The organism is Vibrio sp. J383, from assembly GCF_023503985.1.
Lineage (GTDB): Bacteria > Pseudomonadota > Gammaproteobacteria > Enterobacterales > Vibrionaceae > Vibrio > Vibrio splendidus.
Genome location: NZ_CP097293.1, coordinates 643,588 through 666,209, shown reverse-complemented (window position 1 = coordinate 666,209; position 22,622 = coordinate 643,588). Strand labels below are relative to the sequence as shown.

The 22,622-nt window shown below is 45.7% G+C and carries 15 protein-coding genes; 5 read left to right on the top strand and 10 right to left on the bottom strand.

The window, feature by feature from the left end; translation table 11 throughout:
- Window positions 1-41: 41 nt before the first annotated feature.
- The 3 genes from M4S28_RS03065 (at window position 42) to M4S28_RS03055 (ending at window position 4,388) form a co-directional block, all read left to right on the top strand.
- A complete protein-coding gene (locus tag M4S28_RS03065) occupies window positions 42-1,010 on the top strand; it encodes a TAXI family TRAP transporter solute-binding subunit (RefSeq protein ID WP_017078819.1) in 969 nt (322 codons plus the stop codon).
- 256 nt (window positions 1,011-1,266) lie between these two features.
- Entirely contained in the window at window positions 1,267-3,846 is a 2,580-nt protein-coding gene (locus tag M4S28_RS03060; RefSeq protein ID WP_249632295.1) for a TRAP transporter permease, read from the top strand.
- A gap of 104 nt (window positions 3,847-3,950) precedes the next feature.
- The gene (locus tag M4S28_RS03055; protein WP_004735912.1) at window positions 3,951-4,388 is read left to right on the top strand and encodes a universal stress protein; all 438 of its coding nucleotides are present in this window, start codon (window positions 3,951-3,953) and stop codon (window positions 4,386-4,388) included.
- Between the two features lie 174 nt (window positions 4,389-4,562).
- On the opposite strand, the gene M4S28_RS03050 is transcribed toward M4S28_RS03055, so the two are convergent.
- A complete protein-coding gene (locus M4S28_RS03050) occupies window positions 4,563-5,525 on the bottom strand; it encodes a D-2-hydroxyacid dehydrogenase (RefSeq protein WP_249632294.1) in 963 nt (320 codons plus the stop codon).
- 34 nt (window positions 5,526-5,559) lie between these two features.
- Window positions 5,560-6,294 carry a bifunctional tRNA pseudouridine(32) synthase/23S rRNA pseudouridine(746) synthase RluA gene (gene rluA / locus M4S28_RS03045; RefSeq protein ID WP_108192764.1) on the bottom strand — a complete coding sequence of 245 codons (735 nt, stop codon included), beginning with the start codon at window positions 6,292-6,294 and terminating at the stop codon, window positions 5,560-5,562.
- Between the two features lie 158 nt (window positions 6,295-6,452).
- On the opposite strand from rluA, the gene M4S28_RS03040 reads away from it, so the two are divergent.
- A complete protein-coding gene (locus M4S28_RS03040) occupies window positions 6,453-7,730 on the top strand; it encodes an NRAMP family divalent metal transporter (protein ID WP_249632293.1) in 1,278 nt (425 codons plus the stop codon).
- Between the two features lie 140 nt (window positions 7,731-7,870).
- Here M4S28_RS03040 and rapA read toward each other — a convergent pair whose 3' ends face one another.
- Window positions 7,871-10,780 carry an RNA polymerase-associated protein RapA gene (gene rapA / locus M4S28_RS03035; protein ID WP_017080869.1) on the bottom strand — a complete coding sequence of 970 codons (2,910 nt, stop codon included), beginning with the start codon at window positions 10,778-10,780 and terminating at the stop codon, window positions 7,871-7,873.
- A 466-nt stretch (window positions 10,781-11,246) separates the two neighbouring features.
- On the opposite strand from rapA, the gene M4S28_RS03030 reads away from it, so the two are divergent.
- The gene (locus M4S28_RS03030; protein ID WP_004735919.1) at window positions 11,247-12,626 is read left to right on the top strand and encodes a PhoH family protein; all 1,380 of its coding nucleotides are present in this window, start codon (window positions 11,247-11,249) and stop codon (window positions 12,624-12,626) included.
- A gap of 169 nt (window positions 12,627-12,795) precedes the next feature.
- Here the strand turns inward: M4S28_RS03030 and tldD are convergent, their stop codons facing one another.
- From tldD to mreC, 7 genes are all read right to left on the bottom strand, one after another.
- Complete coding sequence (gene tldD / locus M4S28_RS03025; RefSeq protein ID WP_249632292.1) at window positions 12,796-14,241, bottom strand: metalloprotease TldD; 1,446 nt, start codon at window positions 14,239-14,241, stop codon at window positions 12,796-12,798.
- Window positions 14,242-14,260: 19 nt separating this feature from the next.
- Entirely contained in the window at window positions 14,261-15,073 is an 813-nt protein-coding gene (locus tag M4S28_RS03020) for a carbon-nitrogen hydrolase family protein (RefSeq protein WP_249632291.1), read from the bottom strand.
- A 75-nt stretch (window positions 15,074-15,148) separates the two neighbouring features.
- The gene (locus M4S28_RS03015) at window positions 15,149-19,018 is read right to left on the bottom strand and encodes a YhdP family protein (RefSeq protein ID WP_249632290.1); all 3,870 of its coding nucleotides are present in this window, start codon (window positions 19,016-19,018) and stop codon (window positions 15,149-15,151) included.
- A 10-nt stretch (window positions 19,019-19,028) separates the two neighbouring features.
- Complete coding sequence (gene rng, locus M4S28_RS03010) at window positions 19,029-20,498, bottom strand: ribonuclease G (protein WP_004735923.1); 1,470 nt, start codon at window positions 20,496-20,498, stop codon at window positions 19,029-19,031.
- Window positions 20,499-20,518: 20 nt separating this feature from the next.
- Window positions 20,519-21,226 (bottom strand): Maf family nucleotide pyrophosphatase, encoded by a 708-nt coding sequence (locus M4S28_RS03005; protein ID WP_249632289.1) that lies wholly within the window; start codon window positions 21,224-21,226, stop codon window positions 20,519-20,521.
- 7 nt (window positions 21,227-21,233) lie between these two features.
- Window positions 21,234-21,722, bottom strand: a complete 489-nt coding sequence (mreD, locus tag M4S28_RS03000; RefSeq protein WP_004735926.1) for a rod shape-determining protein MreD — start codon at window positions 21,720-21,722, stop codon at window positions 21,234-21,236.
- Window positions 21,712-22,599, bottom strand: coding sequence for a rod shape-determining protein MreC (mreC, locus tag M4S28_RS02995; protein WP_004735927.1), 888 nt, complete (start codon window positions 22,597-22,599; stop codon window positions 21,712-21,714). The genes mreD and mreC overlap by 11 nt, the downstream gene beginning before the upstream one ends.
- Window positions 22,600-22,622: the final 23 nt, after the last annotated feature.

The window sequence follows — 22,622 nt, the reverse complement described above, 5'->3', positions numbered from 1 at the left end:
ACTTGTTTCAGGGTTAATAATGAATAAAGGAAGGGAAATTCATGGCATTTACCAAACTTATTAAAGTTGGGGCTATTGCAGCTGCTGTAATGGGCGCTGGCGCAGTTAACGCTCAAGAGTTCATCACAATTGGTACAGGTTCAGTAACGGGTGTTTACTACCCAACTGGTGGTGCTATTTGTAAGCTTGTGAACAAAGGCCGCAAAGACCACAACATTCGTTGTTCTGTAGAATCTACTGGTGGTTCGATCTACAACGTTAACACCATCCGTGCTGGTGAACTAGATTTCGGTGTTGTTCAATCGGACTGGCAATACCACGGCTACAACGGTACAAGTAAATTCAAAGATCAGGGCGAATACAAAAAACTTCGCGCGATGTTCTCTCTACATACAGAACCGTTCAACATCATCGCTCGTACCGATGCTGGTATCAACAATGTGTCTGACCTAGCAGGTAAGCGTGTAAACATTGGGAACCCAGGCTCTGGTGACCGTGCAACGATGGGTGTTGTAATGGACGCTATGGGTTGGACTAACGATAGCTTCAAGCTTGCTTCTGAACTTAAAGGTTCTGAGCGTTCACAAGCTCTTTGTGACAACAAGATTGATGCATTCATCTACATGGTTGGTCACCCGAACGGATCAATCAAAGAAGCAACGACTTCTTGTGATGCAAAACTGGTTTCTGCAACTGGTCCACAAATCGATAAGATCGTAGCTGAAAACCCATACTACGCATACAGCACAGTTCCAGCTGGCATGTACCGTGGTACAGATGCTGACGTAAACAGCTTCGGTGTTGCTGCAACTATGGTAACAACGTCTGACGTTTCTGATGAAGTCGCATACAACGTTGCTAAAGCGGTATTTGAAAACTTCGCTACATTCAAACGCCTGCACCCAGCATTTGCGAACCTGAAGAAAGAAGACATGGTTAAAGCGGGTATCTCAATCCCTCTTCACCCTGGCGCAGTAAAATACTACAAAGAAGTAGGCCTTCTAAAGTAATTCTACTTTAAGCCTGCTCTACCAATAAGGAGGCATGTCCTCCTTATTGGCTTTTCACGTTTTATAAAAATAACCCAAGTGAAAAGAGACAAACCTTTAAGTTTCTCCAATTTGGCGAACTTACCTTCGTATCAAGCCTTAAGACAAAGACGAACAAAAAACGCATTTCCCTATCCATTCGCTACACTAGATAGGAAATAAATAACGTCTCGTTGTTCGTAAGAAAGGCAGACCATCAATAATAAGGATAAAGTACATGACGCAGACAACATCACCGTCTCCAGATGTGCAAGAAATGGTGGCACAATCAGACACTGGTGCGCGTAGCCCTCGCGGCATCCAAGGCCGTATTTTATGGTTTGTGCCTCTATGTTGGTCACTGTTCCAACTTTGGTATGCATCCCCGCTGCCGTTCATTTTTAACTTCGCAATTTTAAACGACACTGAAGCTCGAGCAATTCATCTTACGTTTGCCATCTTCCTAGCCTTTACCGCTTACCCAGCAATGAAAAATTCGCCTCGGGATAGAATTCCTGCGGTCGACTGGATATTAGCGCTGGTTGGTAGCTTTTCAGCTTCGTATATCTATATTTTCTATACTCAACTCGCTGAACGTTCAGGCGCACCAACAACATTCGATATTGTTGCTGCTGTATTTGGTATGGTTCTACTGCTTGAAGCAACACGACGCGCTTTAGGTCCACCTCTTATGGTTGTGGCTGCAGTATTCCTACTTTACACCTTTGGCGGCCCTCACATGCCGGACGTTATCGCCCATAAAGGTGCAAGCCTGAACAAGGCAATGTCGCATCTGTGGCTAACAACTGAAGGTGTATTCGGTGTTGCTCTTGGCGTCTCTACGTCATTCGTATTCTTGTTTGTACTGTTTGGTGCAATGCTAGAACGCGCGGGCGCAGGTGCTTACTTCATCAAGGTTGCGTTCTCTTTACTTGGCCACATGAAAGGCGGCCCAGCGAAAGCAGCCGTTGTTGCATCTGGCTTATCCGGTCTTGTGTCTGGTTCATCTATCGCTAACGTGGTAACCACGGGTACTTTTACGATCCCTCTCATGAAAAGAGTCGGATTCTCAGGTGAAAAAGCCGGTGCTGTAGAAGTTGCCGCTTCAACCAATGGTCAATTAACTCCACCAATCATGGGTGCTGCTGCATTCTTGATGGTTGAATATGTGGGTATCTCGTATGTAGAAGTGATTAAAGCGGCGCTATTGCCTGCTCTTATCTCTTACATCGCCCTGATTTACATTGTTCACTTAGAAGCATGTAAAGCTGGTATGACTGGCCTACCTCGTCGCCACACACCAACTATCGTACAAAGCCTACTGTCTTTCACTGGTACCATTCTTGGGCTATGTGTCATAAGTGCTGCGGTTTACTACAGTGTCGGCTGGACGAAAGATGTCTTTGGCGATGCAGCAACCCCTATTGTTACCGTTGCTCTATTGATCTCTTATGTAGCCTTGGTTCGAGTTTCAGCAAAGTATGCCGCTGAAGGTGGCATGGACATTGATGCCGAGCTAACAGAAGTACCCGATCCAGGCCCAACTATTAAATCTGGCCTGCACTTCCTACTGCCTATCGTAGTTCTTGTTTGGTGCCTGACTGTAGAGCGATTCTCTCCAGGTCTGTCTGCATTCTGGGCAACGGTATTCATGATCTTCATTTTGATCACACAGCGTCCTTTGATGACTCTGATGAACAAATCGGACGATCTTGCAGAGCAAACTAAAGCCGGTTTCGTTGACTTACTAGAGAGCTTGGTTTCAGGCGCACGTAACATGATCGGTATCGGCGTAGCGACAGCGGCTGCAGGTACGGTTGTAGGCGTGGTGACTCTGACGGGTATCGGCTTGGTAATGACGGACTTCGTTGAGTTTATCTCAGGCGGTAGCATCATTCTTATGTTGCTATTCACTGCGGTAATCAGCTTGATCCTAGGTATGGGCTTACCAACAACGGCAAACTACATCGTTGTATCAACGTTGATGGCTCCGGTAATTGTTACCTTAGGCGCGGCGCATGGCTTGATCATTCCACTGATTGCGGTTCACTTGTTCGTGTTCTACTTCGGTATCTTAGCCGATGATACGCCTCCAGTTGGTTTAGCAGCCTTTGCGGCCGCCGCGATTGCAAAATCAGACCCGATCCGTACTGGTATTCAAGGCTTTACCTATGATATCCGGACCGCGATCTTGCCATTCATGTTCATCTTCAATACCCAACTACTGTTGATGGGCATTGATTCTTGGTGGCATCTATTCCTCACTATCTTCTCTTCTGTGACGGCGGTACTTATCTTTGCCGCTGCAACGCAAGGTTGGTGGTTCACCAAGAACAAATGGTGGGAAACGATCCTATTATTGGTTCTAACTTTCTCTTTCTTCCGCCCTGGCTTCTGGTGGGACATGATTTATCCAGAGAAAGTTCTTTCACCTGGAGTTGAGATCGCTCAAATCACAGAAGGTCTATCTGTGGGACAATCTCTTGAGTTAAGAGTGGGTGGCGAAAACTTAGAAGGTGACTATTCTGAGAAGACGGTTCGCCTTCCATTTGAAGATTCTGCGACAACAAGTGAAGACCGCATTGCTTCAATGGGCTTAATGCTGACGAAATCTGAAGGCAAGATGATTGTCGACATGGTTGAATTCGGTAGCCCAGCAGAAGCGGCTGGCATTGACTTTGATTGGGAAATTAAATCAGTTATCCAAGACGCAGAAAGACCAATGAAAGAGTGGGTATTCTTACCATCCCTACTCATTTTGATTGGCTTAGCGATGAACCAAAGAAGGCGTGCTCGTAAGGATGAGATTAGCGCGTAATGGATAGAGCCAAGTAGCGCTCAACTCTATTTGGCTTTATTACATGGAAAGGATAATCACAGCGCTTGGTCAATACTAAGCGCTGATAAAAAAGAGAAAAACACATGTATAAACAAATCCTTGTTCCTGTTGATCTTAACGACAAAGGCTTTTCTGACAAAGCTGTTGAATTAGCGGTATGGCACGCAAAGCACAGTAACGCTGAAATCCATATCTTGAACGTATTGCCGGGCATTCACATGTCGATGGTGGCGTCTTACTTCCCGAAAGATGCAGCAAACCAAATGAAGCTCGATGTGAAAAATCAGCTGAAAGAGTTTGCAGACAAGTACATCGACGATGAAGTGGTTTATAAGGTTCACGTTGCCGAAGGTAAAACCTACACAACGATTCTAGATTACGCAGAAAAGCTTGGGGCAGACCTGATTGTGATGCCTAGTCATAAGCGCTCGAAAATCGACAAAGTGGTACTGGGGTCAGTGGCGAGTAAAGTCGTACAGAATTCACCAATCAATGTATTGGTCATCAAACCTCAAGGCTAATCGCTTCTGGCTTCTGGCTTCTGGCTTCTGGCTTCTGGCTTCTGGCTTCTGGCTTCTGGCTTCTGGCTTCTGGCAGATAAGCTAAGTCGAACTAAAGACAAAACATCTAAAAAGGTTGGCTCAAAGCCAACCTTTTTTATGTCTGAAGCTGAGTGTATAACCGCTTACTGCGGCTTAACTGACGAGATTCTGCGGCTTACCAGAAACAAAGGCATCAATGTTATCGATTAAGATATCAGACAGCTTTTGAATTGAGCTATCACTGCCCCACGCCACATGTGGCGTTAATAGTAAATTTGGCAAATGACTGTTAGCCAGTAATGGATTCGAGTTGTCAGCCGGTTCTTGTGTGAACACATCCATACCCGCGCCCGCAATCTCTTGATTTTTCAAAGCTTCAACTAAGGCTTGTTCATCCACGAGTCCACCGCGGCCAGCATTAACTAACACCGCATTTGGTTTCATTATTGCTAGCTCTCGCTCTGAAATCAGGTCTCGAGTCGCTTCGGTCAATGGGCAATGTAAGCTGATTGCATCTGCTTGTTGTAACACCGTATCAAAAGGCAGATACCCTTCTCGACAAGAGTCAGCCCCTTTACGCTCAGCAAATATTACGTTCATACCAATCGCTTTAGCCAATATCGCTGTTGCTTGTCCTAAGCCACCACTACCGATTAAGCCTAATGTACTGCCTGCAACATCTTGAATCGGATGAGTAAAGAAGCAGAATTGTTGGTCCTTTTGCCACTCGCCGGCTTCGATGTCTTGATGGTAACCAACGAGATTACGCTTTAACGCAAATAGCATCGCGATAACATGTTCAGGTACCGATTGAGTCGCGTAACCTTGCACGTTTGTCACTGCGATATTGTTACTCTTACAGTAGCCAACATCGACATTATTCACACCCGTTGCTGAAACGGCTATTAGCTTAAGTTGTTCTGCTTGAGCTAAATTCGATTCGTTGAGCACCACCTTATTGGTAATAACCACATCAGCGCCTTCAATTCGTTCAGACACTTGCTCCGGCGAAGTGAAATCATACTCAACCCACTGAGGTTCAAAGCTGAGAGGTTTTAAATGGATTTGAGATGGGATGGTGGCTCGGTCGAGAAAGACCACTTTCAACTTCGGCATTGTACGTCCTTGCATTGGTATTGATTTAACCATTCTAAGCTTTTAGCTTGCTGTAATCTGGAAGCTCTGGCGCAATTTCAAAGTGCTGTTCAATTTGCGGTGATGCTTGAGGGTAAAACTCACACGGAACAAAGGCTTTGAAAAGCTGATTATTAGCCGGATGATAAAAGCTCAGTTCACACGCGTGCAGAGCTAACCTGTCACTATAGTTAAACGCATCTGGCGTTGCATAAAACTCGTCGCCAACGATTGGATTCCCTAGTTCCATGCAGTGAACACGTAACTGATGAGAGCGGCCAGTGATCGGCAGCAACTTCAACAATGCCGTTTGAGCCTCTTGTTGCTCCACCACATAGCGAGTCTGTGATGGCTTGCCATCCTCGAAGCACACCTTTTGTCTTGGTCGATTTGGCCAATCACAAATGAGCGGCAGATCAATCAAACCTTCTGCTTCTTCTACTGAACCCCATACTCGGGCGTAATAGAGTTTGTGTGTCAGTCGATATTGAAATTGCTTCTTCAAATGACGCTCAGCTTGTTTGTGTTTAGCGAGCAGCATCAACCCCGATGTCGACATGTCCAGTCGATGCACCACCTGAATCTCCGCAAATTCGACAACCAACCGACTCCACATACTGTCGTAATGCTCTGGCAATCTCCCTGGCACCGAAAGCAGGCCTGCAGGCTTGTTCACCACAAGAATATCGTCATCTTGATAAACAATATCAATCCACGGTTCACGCGGTGGTGTGTACTGTTCTAACGCCATTAAAGCCTCTTAATTACTAGTGAATAAATAATTTACGGTTGATTCGTTTATTAATAAATACAATTTTCAACATTTTTGTACATAAAAGTTGACGACCTTACAAAACATGGTATTGATAGGGTAACGGATAATAAGAAGTCAGCATCAAAGGAAAAATGATGGACAGTACGGTTAAAACTACCAGCACAAAAACACCAACCTCAGCTCCCCTATCAAGTTTAATTAAGTCTCTTGGCCCAGGCATTATGATGGCCGCAGCAGCGGTAGGTGGCTCTCACTTAGTAGCCTCAACCAAGGCTGGTGCGATTTATGGTTGGCAGCTAGCCGCGCTTATTATCCTCGTAAACATATTTAAGTACCCGTTCTTCAAAGCTGGTATCCAATACACACTAGGAACGGGTCAAAGCTTGGTGGAAGGTTACTCTAACCTAGGCCGCCCATACCTTGTGATCTTTTCGATACTGAGTGCTATTTCCGCAGTCGTGAATACCGCAGCCTTGCTGTTATTCAGTGCGAGCCTACTCAGTTACTTTATTCCTTTCGATTTAGCCACCAGCACATTGTGCATGATCGTTTTAGCAACCTGTTTGATCATTCTATTCGCTGGCCATTATCGCGCGCTCGATACGCTGTCCAAAGCGATCATGGCGATCCTGACCATCACAACCTTAGCTGCTGTTGCGATTGCTATTGGCTCTCCAGTCGAATCTGATGCCGCTTTTGTGCCACCATCACCTTGGTCATTGGCAGCTATCGGATTTATCGTGGTGACTATGGGTTGGATGCCTGCGCCTATCGAGATCTCAAGCATCACTTCTATGTGGCTAAAAAGCCAAAAAGAGAAACAAGACGTGACCGCTCAATCAGCACTGTTCGATTTCAATGTAGGCTACATTGGTACGGCATTGCTTGCATTGGTATTCGTTGCTTTAGGTGCTCTGGTACTTCACGGCTCGGGAGTTGAATTGTCTCGCTCTGGCGTTGGCTTCACTCATCAATTGGTCGGTATTTACGCCTCAACAATTGGTGAATGGTCTCGTCCACTGATCGCAATCGTCGCCTTCTTCTGTATTTTTGGCAGTACCATTACCGTTATCGATGGCTACTCACGCGTACTTGCTGAATCACAGCGTCTACTGCTTAAAAAAGAGAGCAGCCCAAGAATGCTACAAGGGTGGATAATCATCGTATCTATCGCTGCGCTAGCAATCGTAATGTTCTTTAGTGCAGCCTTGATGCCAATGCTCGATTTCGCGATGATACTCGCCTTTATCACAACCCCCTTCTTCGCATTACTGAATTTCATTTTGGTGAGCAAAGCAGAGCTACCTAAAGCGCTTGCGATTGGCACTAAGCTAAAATGGTTGTCTGTAGCAGGTCTGGTTTACCTATTTGGCTTCTTAGCTCTGTTCGTGTGGTGGAAATGGTTGATGTAATCAGCTCTCCAAATTATTAGCCAAACTGCTAACCGAACTCTGAACTAAACTGTTAACTAAGTTATAGATACAAATAAGGCCTTCATGATGAAGGCCTTATTTCGTTAAAGCGTCAAGCTAGCGATATTCGAGTTCTTGGCTTAGTTGTGAGAAACCACAATCAAGCGTAACGAATCCAGCTGAACCTGAGCTTTACTGATGTAACCCGTCAGTTCATTGATTTGAGCTTCGATAACTTCTAGCTCTTCATCACGAATGTTAGGGTTTACCGCTTTAAGCGCTTGTAGACGCTCTAGCTCACCGTTCAAGTTGGTTTGCATATCTTTCTGGGCTTGCTGACGAACTTCTTCAACCTTCGGCAGCACATGCGTCTCACCGGCTTCAATCAGCTTGTGAATTTCACCCTGTACTGAATTCACCAACTTGCTTGCCAGGTGGCGGTTCACAGGGCTCAGTTGACGGTTAAAGCTATCGAACTCAACCTGAGCAGATAAATCGTTACCACGACCATCCATCATCAAACGAATCGGCGTCTTAGGTAAGAACTGGCTGATACCGCTGCGCTTTGGCGCTTGTGCATCAACAAGGTAAACCAGCTCAAGCAGGATAGTACCAACAGGTAACGCTTTGTTTTTCAATAGCGATACCGCAGACGCACCCACACCTTCGCTCAATAGCAGATCAATACCGCCCTGAATCATTGGGTGTTCCCAGCTAATGAAGTTCATGTCTTCACGAGACAGCGCAGTTTCACGATCAAACGTGATGGTTGCACCTTCATAAGGTAGGCCTGGGTAGCTTGGAACCATCATGTGCTCAGATGGCGTTACAACTAGCGCATTTTCACCCTTATCGTCTTGGTTCAAACCAATGGTATCGAACAGACTCAGTGCAAAAGACACTAGATTAGTATCACCGTCAGTCGACGCGATCTTTTCTGCAATCTCATGCGCTTTTTCGCCGCCATTTGAGTGCATTTCTAGTAGGCGATCTCGGCCTTTTTCTAGATCTGATTTCAGGCTTTGGTTTAGCTTCGCTGATTCTTCAATCACTTCATCAAGCTGCTCGGTATTACCAGATGCCAGCATTTCGATCAGTACATCAGAATACTTATCGTAAACTGTGCGACCTGTAGGGCACGTCTCTGCAAATGCGTTCAGACCCTCATCGAACCAACGCGCTAGAATCGCTTGCGATGTGCCTTTTAGGTAAGGAACGTGAATGTCGATATCACGCAACTGACCGATACGGTCCAAACGACCAATACGTTGCTCAAGCAAGTCTGGGTTGAATGGCAAATCGAACATCACTAACTGGTTAGCAAACTGGAAGTTACGACCTTCAGAGCCGATTTCACTACAGATAAGAACCTGAGCGCCACCCTCTTCTTGAGCAAAGTAAGCCGCCGCTTTATCACGCTCTAAAATCGACATGCCTTCGTGGAATACGGTTGCACGCACACCTTCACGCTCACGTAGTGCTTGCTCTAATTGAAGAGCAGTACTCGCACGAGAGGCGATCACTAGGATCTTTTCGCTGCGCTTATCTTGGATCTTTTCAATCAACCAGTTAACACGTGAGTCGAACTGCCACCAACTTGAATCTTCACCTTCAAACTCTTGGAAGATCTCTTCTGGGTACAGCATCTTCATCGCACGAGCTTCGGGGGCCATTTTGCCACCGATCATGCCTGATACACGCATAGAGGTTGTGTACTGCGTTGGGATATCCATCGGCAGTAAGTTTACATTGCGCTTAGGGAAGCCTTTGATTGCAGCACGTGTGTTTCTGAAAAGAACACGACCTGTACCATGGCGATCCATAAGATTATCAATCAGTTCTTGGCGAGCTAACGCTTGCTCTTCTTCGCTGCTATCGCCCTCGATAACGCGGAATAGAGGCTCAACATCTTGTTCAGATAGAAGCTCAGTGATCTGATTCTTCGCGCTGTTTTCAAGCTTCACGCCAGAGAACAATGCCGTTACTGCATCAGCAACAGGGGCGTATTGGTCTTCTTCTTCCACGAATGCTTCGTAATCGTAGAAGCGATCAGGATCAAGCAGACGCAGACGTGCAAAGTGACTCTCACGACCCAGCTGTTCAGGGGTTGCTGTCAATAGCAGTACGCCAGAAGTATTTTCCGCTAATCCTTCAACCACTTGGTATTCTCGGCTCGGTTTGTCTTGGCTCCACTCAAGGTGGTGCGCTTCATCGACAACCAACAAATCCCACTCACCTTCAAGTGCTTGCTCGTAGCGCTTACGGCTCTTGCGTAGGAAATCCAAAGAACACAGAACGTATTGCTGTGTATCAAATGGGTTATCTGACTCCGCGAAGGCTTCAATACAACGCTCTTCGTCAAAGATAGAGAAGTGCAGGTTGAAACGGCGCATCATCTCTACTAACCATTGGTGTTGCAGAGTTTCAGGTACCACAATCAGAATGCGTTCAGCACGGCCAGACAACACCTGTTGGTGAATGATCATGCCTGCTTCAATAGTTTTACCTAGACCCACTTCATCAGCCAGTAAAACGCGCGGAGCGTGACGACGACCCACTTCATGAGCAATGTACAACTGATGAGGAATCAAACCAGCGCGCATACCACACAAGCCACGCATCGGGCTCTTATGTTGTTGGTATTGATTGCTTAGCGCGCGGTAACGAAGCACAAAGTTATCCATACGGTCGATTTGACCTGCGTACAGCTTATCTTGTGGTTTGTTAAAGCGGATCTGATTGCTTAAGAATATTTCACGCAGAGTCACCTCTGTCTCTTGAGTGTCTTCACGAGTGCCCAAATAAGTCAGTAGCCCTTTATCTTCGATAACTTCTTCGACAGTTAGAGACCAACCTTCTTGGCATTCGATGACATCGCCAACATTAAACGTTACTCGGGTTACGGGAGCATCAGTGCGTGCATAGACACGATTCTCTTCTGATGCTGCAAACATTACTGTCACTGTTCGAGCATCCATTGCTACAACGGTACCTAAACCTAAATCGCTCTCCGTATCGCTTATCCAGCGTTGCCCCAAAGCAAATGTCATGAATCGACTACCTCAATCTTATAGTTGGAATTTGGTCATGTTAACTGCAGTTTTAAACAAGAGCGTTATCGCGCTTGAACTAAAAATATAGCTAAAGATGCCTAGTTTGCAGCCACTTTTTAAGTGCGCTCTTAATAATAAATATCTCGAGAAAATGGTGCAGAAAAAGGTCGCTAATCTTACTCGATGCTGTGATTTAGGTCACGCCTAAAGGAGATGATTTCATACTTTTTTTCTGTTTTCGCCAGTGCAATCAAACTGTCAAAAAATCATGGGTAATCTATAGGTAGCAGATTGCTGCTCTCAAACGAATACGCCATATTCATTCACAACGATATGGCGATATTTCTCTAGATGAAGTTTAGGTGAGTAGTTGACTATCACCGGAATGAGATACTAATCTTTATATGAGCTTTATCTACGTTCAATGAATGCAAGGCAAGCCGCACGTCGGCAAGGAGATGCTATGGGCGAGACCAACCGGAAGCTATTTGTTTTAGACACTAATATCCTACTTCACGAACCCTTCGCTATATTTTCTTTCCAAGAGCACGATGTCGTTATCCCCATGACCGTGCTAGAAGAACTCGACAGAATCAAAGACAGTAAAAGAGACGTTGCTCGAGATGCGAGAATTGCGATTCGAACGCTCGAAGACTTGTTCAGGGAAGCCACACCAGACCAAATATCGGAAGGCATTCCTTTTTCTAAAGACATAAACGCATCTGGCAGTATTTCAATACTCGCTGATTACGAACTTCAAGAAAGCATCAAAGCGTTCGCCGATGACAAGGCAGGCGATAACCGAATCCTCAACGCAGTCCTCTACCTTCAAAACAAACGCGCGCCACGCGAAGTGGTTCTTATCACTAAAGACATCAACATGCGCTTACGAGCCAAAGGCGCAGGGGTCCGCTTTGTTGAAGACTATCAAACCGACCAGTTGATTGATGACATCCAATACCTCACTAAAGGCTTTCAACAACTCGAAGGCTCATTCTGGGATGGCGTCGATAACGTCGAGAGTAGAAGTCTAGGCGGAAAAACGCTGCACACCCTAGCAAGAGCACCTTTCGATCCAACCTTCCTCAACCAATATGTGATTGACGAAGAAAGTGACTTTGCTGGTCGTGTAGAAGAGATTGAGGCCGAACGCATTACGCTCAGAGATCTCAGTCGAGAAAGGTTAATGAACCGCAAGACATGGGACATTACACCTAAGAATGTCTATCAAGGGATGGCGATTGATGCACTGCTCGACCCTGATATCGATCTGGTGATTCTCACCGGCGCTGCAGGTAGTGGTAAAACACTGTTAGCCATGGCTGCCGCACTTGAACAAACCATAGAGCGTAAACAATTCGATAAGATCATCGTAACCCGAAACACACCCGATATCGGTGAGTCGATTGGTTTCCTTCCCGGCACCGAGGAAGAAAAAATGCTGCCTTGGTTAGCGGCGGTGACCGATACACTGGAAGCTCTGCACAAGAACGATCACTGCACCGAAGGCTCGATGAAGTACATCTGTGACAAGGCCAATATCCAGTTCAAATCGATTAACTTCATGCGTGGCCGCTCAATTCAAAATGCCTTTGTCCTTTTGGATGAGTGTCAGAACCTCACCGCTTCACAAATCAAAACCATAATCACCCGTTGTGGTGAAGGCACCAAGATCGTCTGTTCAGGAAACCTCGCTCAGATAGATTCATCTTACTTAACCCCTGTAACTTCAGGCTTAACCTACATGGTCGAGCGTTTTAAAGACTTCGAAGGCAGTGCCAATATTCACCTCAATGGTGTGGTACGAAGTCGACTGGCCGAGTTTGCTGAAGAGAACATGTAACGGTTCTGTTTAGTCAATCGAACTCCAGAAACTGAAAAGCCCAGAGACAGAAAGCCCAGAAACAGAAAAGCGCCTCACATTGGAGGCGCTTTTAACTTTAGCTTTAACTGCAACTGAAACTGTAATTTCAACTAGCTTGCTATAATAAATCTGCTGAAGTTGGTCTGAATTACTCAGTACCACCAACCGTTAGAGAGTCTAGTTTCAATGTTGGTTGACCAACACCGACTGGTACGCTTTGGCCAGCTTTACCACACACACCAACACCACGGTCAAGGCTAAGGTCGTTACCCACCATAGACACTTGCTGCATCGCTTCGATACCCGAACCGATTAGCGTTGCACCTTTCACAGGGTGAGTAATCTTACCGTTTTCAATCATGTACGCTTCAGAAGCCGAGAACACAAACTTACCAGAAGTAATATCCACCTGACCGCCACCAAAGTTCGGCGCGTAGATGCCTCTTTCAACCGTCGAGATAATCTCTTCAGGAGTATGCTCACCTGGCAACATGTAAGTGTTGGTCATGCGCGGCATAGGAAGGTGTGCATAAGACTCACGACGACCATTACCTGTAGGCGCTACACCCATTAGACGAGCATTAAGCTTATCTTGCATGTAGCCTTTTAGGATGCCGTTTTCGATTAGCGTGTTGTACTGGCCATTAACGCCTTCATCATCGACGTTCAATGAACCACGTAGATCCGTTAATGTACCGTCATCAACAATCGTACATAGGCTTGATGTGACTTGCTCGCCCACTTTGCCAGAAAATACTGAAGACTCTTTACGGTTGAAGTCACCTTCTAAACCGTGGCCTACCGCTTCATGCAGAAGAACGCCCGGCCAACCCGAACCAAGAACGACAGTCATTGCACCAGCAGGTGCAGCAACCGCTTCAAGGTTAACTAACGCTTGGCGGATTGCTTCATCAGCAAATTGATAAGCAACCTGAGAACCGTTAGCATCACTTAAGAAGAAGTCGTAACCAAAACGACCACCGCCACCAGCACTGCCACGTTCACGACGATCGCCTTTCTGAGCAAGTACGCTAATAGACAAGCGAACCAGCGGGCGAATATCACCAGCGAAAGTACCATCAGTTGCCGCAACCAGCATCTGCTCATGTACACCACTTAAGCTTACCGATACTTCAGTTACCATCGGCTCTTTAGTACGAATGTAAGCATCAAGCGCTTTAAGCAATTCTGTCTTTTGCTGCTTTTCCCAGCTTGCTAGCGGGTTTACCGCGTCATAGTAAGCTTGGTTAGAGTTGCGCTTGAAAGCTTGTACCTTGCCGTTTTGGCCTTGCTTAGCGATACCGCGAGCCGCGATTGCACTCTGTTTAAGGCCATCCAATTGGATTTGGTCAGAGTAAGCAAAACCGGTTTTTTCACCAGAGACTGCTCGTACACCAAGACCACAATCGATGTTGAAAGAGCCGTCTTTAATAATGCTGTCTTCTAGCACTAATGATTCGTGCCAGCTTGACTGAAAGTAGATATCAGCATAATCAATTTGGCGGGTAGCAATGCTCGCCAATGTATCTGCGATATTTTGCTCCGTCAGCCCTGTTGGGTTCAGTAGCGCTTCTTCAATTTGATTAATGCTCATAAATGGCTCTTGTTTGTAATTAAAATTGATTGGTAAATCGAGAGTGTTGCGCAATTGGCATATTTTGCCTGATTGATTCGCAACTGGATGTGTCTATCTCAACCACCATACTTTTAGGATCTTGGTCTAGCTGTGCGACCACTCGTCCCCATGGATCAACCACCATTGAGTGTCCCCATGTTTCTCTTTGACAAGGATGTTTCCCCCCTTGCCCCACCGCGACAATCCACGATTGTGTTTCGATCGCGCGGCATCTTAATAATGCTTCCCAATGCGCTTGACCCGTTACCGCAGTAAACGCTGCTGGTACCACTATGATTTGTGCACCTTGCTTGCGTAACTCTGAATACAAGTGAGGAAAGCGCACATCATAACAAATACTCAAACCTAAGCGACCAAAAGGCGTTTCCGTCGTCACAACTCGCTCACCCGGCGTGAAAATATCCGACTCTCGATAGCACTTGTGCGCATCGGCGACATCCACATCAAACATGTGTAGCTTATCGTAATGAGCAACTAGGCACCCAAAGTCATCAATCACTAGGGTTGTAGTGGTCACACCTTCAGTTGTGCTTATCGGCATACTACCGACAACGATCCACATTCGGTGAAGCTTAGCTAACTCAAATAATTTCTTTTGTAGTGGGCCATCATTTAGAGGCTCAGCATACTGGTGATAGTCGGCTTTACTGCCAAAAACTAACGCGTTTTCAGGGCACACAACCCACTTAGCCCCCAACGCTTTGCACTTTGCTACTTCTTGAGCAAGGTAAGCAAGGTTCAATTCAGGGCTAGAGCCAGATGTCATTTGAATCAACCCAACACTATCCATGTGTCTCGCTCCTCTATTCATTATGATTCAGAATTCGGCATTTGACCGTATATTCACCGACTGGCTTGTTATCAACTACTCAGCTAATTTTCTCAATTTTTCGGGTAGCTGGAACTCGCCAGAGCTACGAGAGAGCTCACTCACCGTAGGTGAATCCAATGGGCCTTTTACCGAGTAATTCACTTGAGTAAAGACTTCAACCACCGGCGATATAACCGTAGTCACCGCCAATACATACAACGCCGTTTGAGGCGTTACCGCAAACGCCGTTAATACTGGAATGCCCGAGGTAATATCAGGAGTAAAGTTCACCTCAGCATCGACCAAGCGCGTGTTGAGGTTAGCGATTCCTTTGATCTTCATCTCACCAGCGACCGCATCCATATTCAGATCGTTCGTCAGGAAGATACCATTTTGAATCTTGCCCGTTCCTGTGATGCTATTGAATGCCATGCCTTTATCAAACACATCCGAGAAATCGAGCTGCATCTTACGGATAATCGAATCTAGGCTAAACAACCCCAGCAATCGAGCTGCGCCACTGACATCCGAGATTATACCTTTACCAAACTTGGTTTTAACGTTGCCATCAAGGGTATCCATTTTGATCCCCCATGGCGAACCATCCCAGTTCAGTTGGCCTTCTAACTCGAATGGCGCTTTTTGAATTCCGGATGTAATGCCGAAGCGCTCCATGAGTTCGCTATTGTTTTCACCTTCAATATCAACGGTTAGCGATGAGTGACTCTTGTCACCATTCAGTGCCCACCAGCCACTCACGTCGGCTTTATTGCTCCCGCTACGAACTTGAATCTTGTTCCACTCAAGCCGATCGTCTTGTCTAGTTAACTCAACATCGACGGTACCGACCTTATAGCCTTGTAGCCAAAAATCGTTCAGCGTTAACTTCAGGTTAGGCATCGCAGCATAGATCTCTCTATCTAGCTTAGAGACCAATGGTGCTTCTTGTTCTTTACGTTGAAGTAGTTGTTCTTGGTTTTTCTTATCGCTCCATTCAGGAACAAACAGATGCAGACGATCCAGAGAAACGGTTAAGTCGTAAGGAGGCAGATAATTAATATCTCCTTCAAGTTCTTGGCTAGACACTTCCATTTGCCACGCTTGTTTGTTCTTGCGGGCGCTAAAGTCGACATCATTCCAAGAAATACCGCCCAAGATCAGCTCTTTACTCTCAAAGGTAATACGGCTTGGCGCTGGAATGGTTGGCGTATTCATCTGGCTAAGTATCGCATCTGACGGTTGCACTGGCTCCATCACCACTGATAACCAATCATCAGCATTGAATTTATCCGTACGAATCAACGCATGATGCCCAACGACAGGGCTAATTTTATAGCCACCACGACCCAGCACTAAGTTAGTCGCCGTTAACTCAGGAACATCGCCGGTAATATCAATCTCAGCTTGGTATTTAGTGTTCGGCAGTTGCAGACGCGCGGTAATAGCTTCTTGATTACCTGATGCTTGTAGTCGAGCAGAGCCGCTCTCCAAGGATTTTTTAGCCAATGGATACGGGTAATCACTGGCTAAATATTTAAGATCTGACTGTAAGTCTAACTGGTAGCTAAAACCGATATCGTTAAGTTGAATTTCAATCTGGCTTTGCCATTGCGCATGACCTGACAAGCGACTCATCCACTGTTCACCAATATATGGTTCTAAAGGCTTAACGTCCCAATCGCCCAATACATCAATATCAACGGCATAACCAGGGCCATCATTTAAGCCCTTAAAATCGACAGAAATACCTTGCTTTAATAAATCGGCAGCGAGACCGTTGGCCGTAATCACATCATTATCAAATTCAATACGCCCAGTGGTATTTTCAAGCACTATTGGCGGCGCTTCAATCTCTACATGGTTATCTTTGAGATCAGCATAACCCCATGCTCTTGGCTCTTTTTCGGAATCAAAAGGAATATTGAGTTGGAATTCAGACGATACATCACCACTCACTTGCAGCGCTGTTAAGGCGGCACCCACAGAATCAACTAATGGTGAAGCCGTCATGTAATCACGAACCGCATTACCTGACGCCGTCGCTTTAGCTTCAATTTCGATATGGCCGCCTTCCCCTAAATAAGGAATGCGTCCTGTGATTCGGTCTGCCGTCACATCCATCAATTGAGCGGAACGAGAATCCAGATGCATCGCATCATTTTCAAACAACAGATCAAGTTGAAGATCGGTAATCAATGGCCAGGCAGTATCAAAACTGAACTTAGCGTCCTCTAAGCCAACCCAAACTTGGAAAATACCATCGTGGTTGGTGTATGGATACTGAGACAAATCGCCATGCCACAACAGTTTTACGGTATCCGCTTTACCCGCTTGAATCGCAGTAGAAAGGTAGTCGGTAAGATCTTGTCCTAGTGCTAATGTCGGTAAGTAACGCCATGTTTCGCCGACATTGTAAGCATCAGCTTCGCCGTAGAACGATAAGAATGGGCTAGCATCCTTTGGGAAGTCCAAGCGAAATGCGCCTAGTACTTGTAAATCTGGCGTGGCTGCTGTGATTTTATCTGACCAAAGCTTCCAACCGTTTTCATCTTGCTGCCAAACAATATCAACCTGACCTTGTTTGATATTCAAAGGCGCTTGAAAGACGTCACCATAAGGAAACACATCATCAATCACATGCAGACTGGCTTTCGCTTCAGATGCAGAGCCAAACACACTGCCTGAAACTTGGCTAAAGCCCGGAACCAACTCCCATTGCTCAATGGCAAGATCACTAAAACTCGCTGAATAACGTAAGCTTTCGATGCCAGAATCCATTGAGACCCGAATATCAGAAACGGAGCCACCAGGCTTCAACGAATTGATCATTTTGGTTGATTGCGCAGAATCTGGCAGCAACTTGATTAACGGAGTAATAGTTTCTACATCAAGTTCAGAAACATTAAGTTCCCACGGGCCTTTATTCCACTTGAAGGCAACATCTAACTCAGGCCAAGGCCTATCATCCGTTCTGAGATTAAGTGAGTGACCATTCACTTGCCATCCATCATCAATTGGAGACAACTTAAAGACCCCTGACTCAAGCATCAGATCATGTTGGCCATCTTCGTTCCAAGTCAATTCAGAAGGTAACACCTCAACATACGCACTCACTGGTTTGCTGTTTCTCAAGGTCAGCCAGCTATTCAAACTCACTGTACCGGTTTCAACACCAGACTCAGCCTGCATGTAACGGGTTAGCCATGGTTTAACCGAGATGTTATCTGCACTCACATAGAACTCACCGGTTACATCGGTTAATGAGCCACCATCGATAAAGTTAGCACTTACTGACAACGAGTTAAGATTGGCGTCTTTAATGCTAACAACCCCTTCAGCAAGGTGATGTTTATCTGTGTTTTGCCATTTTAAAATGTCGATATCGAGCTGACGATCTTCGCCCGAGACTGAGCGATAGAGAAGTGAAGAGTCTTTAGCGGTCACATCCACCAAAGTTTTCAATAGTAAATTATCTAGCTCTTTCATCACACGCTTCGAAGAACCGGGATCTTTAGGTTCGTCTGTACCGTTTCCAGCAAACAGATCAATTGAGCGAATATCAAGATACATTTGATTCATGACCAGATCGGCCACAACTGGACGCATCTGAACGAGCGATTGAATCAAGTCAAACTCGACTTCAACACGCTCAACAGAGAAGGTCACATCTTCTGCATTTGGGAGGCTAGCTTTAACGCCTTGTAGGGCAATAGAGGGGTGAGTGTTACGCCAAAAACCACCCACATCTTGAATAGAAAACTCAAAACCGGAATGTTGGTTTACCCAAAGCTCAATTTCAGATTGATACTTATTTAAATTGGGTAAGGCTACACGCAGTGTAGTAACAGCAATGGCTAGCGTTACTAAGAGAGTAACCACTAACCATAGACATGCACGAAGAATCAGAGTAACGCTTGAACTCACAAAATATCCATTACATCATAACAACATCAAACTGCTCTTGTATGTACAGAGGCTCAGCTTGGATTTTAACTTGTTTACCAATAAACACTTCAAGCTCCGCAAGCGCATGTGACTCATCGCCCTCTAGTGCTTCGGCAACGGCAGCTGCCGCATAGACCACAAACTTATCAGCGTCATACGCACGATTCACTCGTGTGATCTCTCGAAGGATTTCATAACAAACGGTTTCAACTGTCTTCACACTGCCACGCCCTTCACAGGCAGGACAACTCGAACACAGAATATGCTCAATACTTTCACGAGTACGTTTACGCGTCATCTCAACCAAGCCAAGCTGTGTGAAGCCATTGATATTGGTTTTCACACGATCTTTGTCTAGCGCCGCCTCTAAAGAAGTTAGTACTCGCTTACGATGTTCCTCAGACAGCATATCGATAAAGTCGATAATGATGATGCCACCTAAGTTACGCAAACGTAGCTGACGAGCAATGGCTTGCGTCGCTTCTACGTTGGTGTTGAAAATCGTCTCTTCTAGATTACGACGACCGACAAAGGCACCGGTGTTGATGTCGACGGTCGTCATCGCTTCCGTTTGGTCGATAATCAGATACCCACCAGACTTCAATTCGACTTTACGATCCAAAGAGCGTTGAACTTCGTTCTCGGTATCGTACATATCAAAGATAGGCTTGTCGCCTTCATACAACTCAAGCTTTTCAGTCAGCTCTGGCACGTACTCAGAAGTAAATTCTTTTAGGTTTTCATATTCTAAACGCGAATCGACCTGGATTCGGCTCAACTCAGTACCCACAAAGTCACGTAAGATACGCTGGCTTAGGCAAAGTTCACCGTATAGACGAGTACGAGCTTTATGTTTACCACGGCGCTCTAACACTTTTAGCCATAATCGCTTCAAGAATGCCGCATCTTGTGCCAACTCATTCGAGTCTGCGCCTTCAGCTGCAGTACGGATAATAAAGCCACCGTGTTCGTCGCAGTAACGAGACACCACTTTTTTAAGGCGGTTACGTTCAGACTCACTGTCGATACGTTGAGAAACGCCGACATGGCTTGCGCCCGGCATAAAGACCAAATAACGAGACGGTAAAGTAATATCAGTCGTTAAGCGGGCACCTTTAGTACCAAGAGGATCTTTGACGACTTGAACCACAATGTCTTGTCCTTGGCGAACAAGCTCAGAGATGTCACGAACCTGAAATTGCTTCTTTTCGTTTTCAGCGACACATTCAGTGTGTGGAACAATATCAGAGGCGTGTAGAAAAGCTGCTTTCTCAAGGCCTATATCCACAAAAGCCGCCTGCATTCCCGGAAGAACACGGCTTACACGTCCTTTATAGATATTTCCTACGATACCGCGTCGAGCATCTCGTTCGACATGGATCTCTTGAAGAGCCCCCCCTTCAATCATGGCCACGCGAGTTTCACTCGGGGTCACGTTCAGCAACAATTCAGCACTCATGGTGCACCTCAGATTAGTAATTATAAGAATTCTTGCAGTAGCTGGTCCGTTTCATATAAAGGCAAGCCGACAACGGCGTAATAACTACCTTCGATTCGGGTAACAAAGCGCCCACCCAAACCTTGGATCCCATAGCTACCGGCTTTATCGCATGGCTCCCCTGTTTGCCAGTATTGTTCTATTTCTTGTTCACTGAGGGGTTTAAACCATACGTCGGTAATAATGATTTCTGTTCTTTGTTTTTCTTCTGAAACCACAGAAACCGCCGTCATCACTTGGTGACGCTCGTTTGCTAACTGAGTAAGCATGCGCTTAGAGTCGGCAAAATCGGTGGGTTTCTCGAGCACTTGCCCTTGGCTTACGACGACGGTGTCAGAACCAAGAACGACTGTTTCAGAATCAAGAGAAATAGCATCAGAGCCAACAGCTACGATGCCAGAGTCAAGAGCTACGATGCCAGAGCCAACAGCTACATTATCAACACTAGAAACTACATTATCAGAACTAGGAACGACATGCTGCTTTTCAGAAGGGTTATCTTTCAATAAAGACAACGCAGCTAAGGCTTTATCTAAAGATAGTCGCTTAACGTACTCTTCGGCGGTTTCGTGGGCGTGTTTACACTCTTCAACATCAGTTACAAGGACAGAAAACTCATAACCAAGTTGAGATAGCAGTTCTTTGCGGCGTGGTGAACCGGATGCCAAAACTAAATGCTTCTTTTCCATTGTCACTCTACCTTACATGCCAATGACGACGTACGCGTCTCATTAATAGAAACATCCAAGGCCAAAGTATACAGTTTATCAAGGCGCTCCATAACGATAATGGATTGAAAACGACATCTTGGATCAAATATTCACCAAAGAAGATCAACACCTCAAACAATACCGTTAACGCGGCAATGATCATCGCTTGTTGCCATAGCGCCATGTTACGAATGACTAGGAAATTCATCGCAATAATGTACATAACGATTGCCATCATCATGCCTCGAATACCTAACGTCGAGCCTATCAACAGATCCCACAATAAACCAAGAATCAAAGCGCTACCCACGTTAACACGGTGAGGTAGAGCCAAAACCCAGTAACAGGTAACCAGTAGCAACCAAGATGGTCTAAATAGATCCAAACTACCAGGCCAAGGAATCGTTTGCAGAATAAGGGCTACTAAAAATGAGCAGCCAATGACTACCTTGCTTCTTAAAACGCTATTGGCCATCTTCGCCCTCTAACAATGCTTGTTCTATGCTGGATTGATCCGCTTGCATCTGTTTGTTTTCATCAGGCCATACTAGCAGCAAGTATCTGAGCTTATCGAACTCAACCACAGGCTCCGCTTTGATAACGGCAAACTCACGTTTCGGGTCGTAATCAACGGCAGTAACGTAGGCGACTGGATAACCTTCTGGATATACTCCACCGAGTCCAGATGTCACCAATAGATCTTCTTCTTGTATATCGGTACTGGTTGGAATGTGCTCTAGCTGGATCTCATCAATCATGCCATTGCCCGAAGCGATCACTCGAATATCGTTACGAATAACCTGAACAGGAATTGCGTTGTTTGCGTCAGTCAGTAACAGGACACGACTATTGTGAGCAGCAACAAAAGTCACTTGGCCGACAATGCCTTTTTCGTTGATCACCGGTTGACCTTCATACACCCCATCAATCTGACCTTTGTCGATCACAACTTGATGACGATATGGCGAAGTGTCTACCGCCATAACTTCAGTGACGACTTTCTTTTCATCACGGATAAACGGAGATCCTAACAGCTTACGGAGGCGCTTGTTTTCTTCTTGGTATTGCTCAAGCAGAATGAGCTCGCTCTTCAGGCGCAAGACTTCTCGTTTAATATTATGGTTGGATTCGATTAGGCCTTTACGAGTACTAAAACGATCGTAGACACCATCGAACATAGTACGAGGTAAGTTGGCTGCATATTGAATAGGTGCAACCATGCTGTTCAATAGATAGCGGACATTTGAGAAAGCATCTAAACGACTATCAGCCAGCATAAGGCTGGCTGATAAAATTACAGCAAAAAACAGGCGCAATTGTAGAGAGGGACCTCTACCAAAAATTGGCTTCATTCTATATTTGGTCCTAGAGCTAC

Excerpts from the sequence above, each read along its gene's own strand:
- M4S28_RS03055 (WP_004735912.1), top strand. The coding sequence starts at position 3,951 with ATGTATAAACAAATCCTTGTTCCTGTTGATCTTAACGACAAAGGCTTT.
- M4S28_RS03050 (WP_249632294.1), bottom strand. The coding sequence starts at position 5,525 with ATGCCGAAGTTGAAAGTGGTCTTTCTCGACCGAGCCACCATCCCATCT.
- M4S28_RS03005 (WP_249632289.1), bottom strand. The coding sequence starts at position 21,226 with ATGGAAAAGAAGCATTTAGTTTTGGCATCCGGTTCACCACGCCGCAAA.
- tldD (WP_249632292.1), bottom strand. The coding sequence starts at position 14,241 with ATGAGCATTAATCAAATTGAAGAAGCGCTACTGAACCCAACAGGGCTG.
- rapA (WP_017080869.1), bottom strand. The coding sequence starts at position 10,780 with ATGACATTTGCTTTGGGGCAACGCTGGATAAGCGATACGGAGAGCGAT.
- mreD (WP_004735926.1), bottom strand. The coding sequence starts at position 21,722 with ATGGCCAATAGCGTTTTAAGAAGCAAGGTAGTCATTGGCTGCTCATTT.
- M4S28_RS03065 (WP_017078819.1), top strand. The coding sequence starts at position 42 with ATGGCATTTACCAAACTTATTAAAGTTGGGGCTATTGCAGCTGCTGTA.
- M4S28_RS03020 (WP_249632291.1), bottom strand. The coding sequence starts at position 15,073 with ATGGATAGTGTTGGGTTGATTCAAATGACATCTGGCTCTAGCCCTGAA.
- M4S28_RS03030 (WP_004735919.1), top strand. The coding sequence starts at position 11,247 with ATGGGCGAGACCAACCGGAAGCTATTTGTTTTAGACACTAATATCCTA.
- mreC (WP_004735927.1), bottom strand. The coding sequence starts at position 22,599 with ATGAAGCCAATTTTTGGTAGAGGTCCCTCTCTACAATTGCGCCTGTTT.
- rluA (WP_108192764.1), bottom strand. The coding sequence starts at position 6,294 with ATGGCGTTAGAACAGTACACACCACCGCGTGAACCGTGGATTGATATT.
- M4S28_RS03040 (WP_249632293.1), top strand. The coding sequence starts at position 6,453 with ATGGACAGTACGGTTAAAACTACCAGCACAAAAACACCAACCTCAGCT.
- rng (WP_004735923.1), bottom strand. The coding sequence starts at position 20,498 with ATGAGTGCTGAATTGTTGCTGAACGTGACCCCGAGTGAAACTCGCGTG.
- M4S28_RS03060 (WP_249632295.1), top strand. The coding sequence starts at position 1,267 with ATGACGCAGACAACATCACCGTCTCCAGATGTGCAAGAAATGGTGGCA.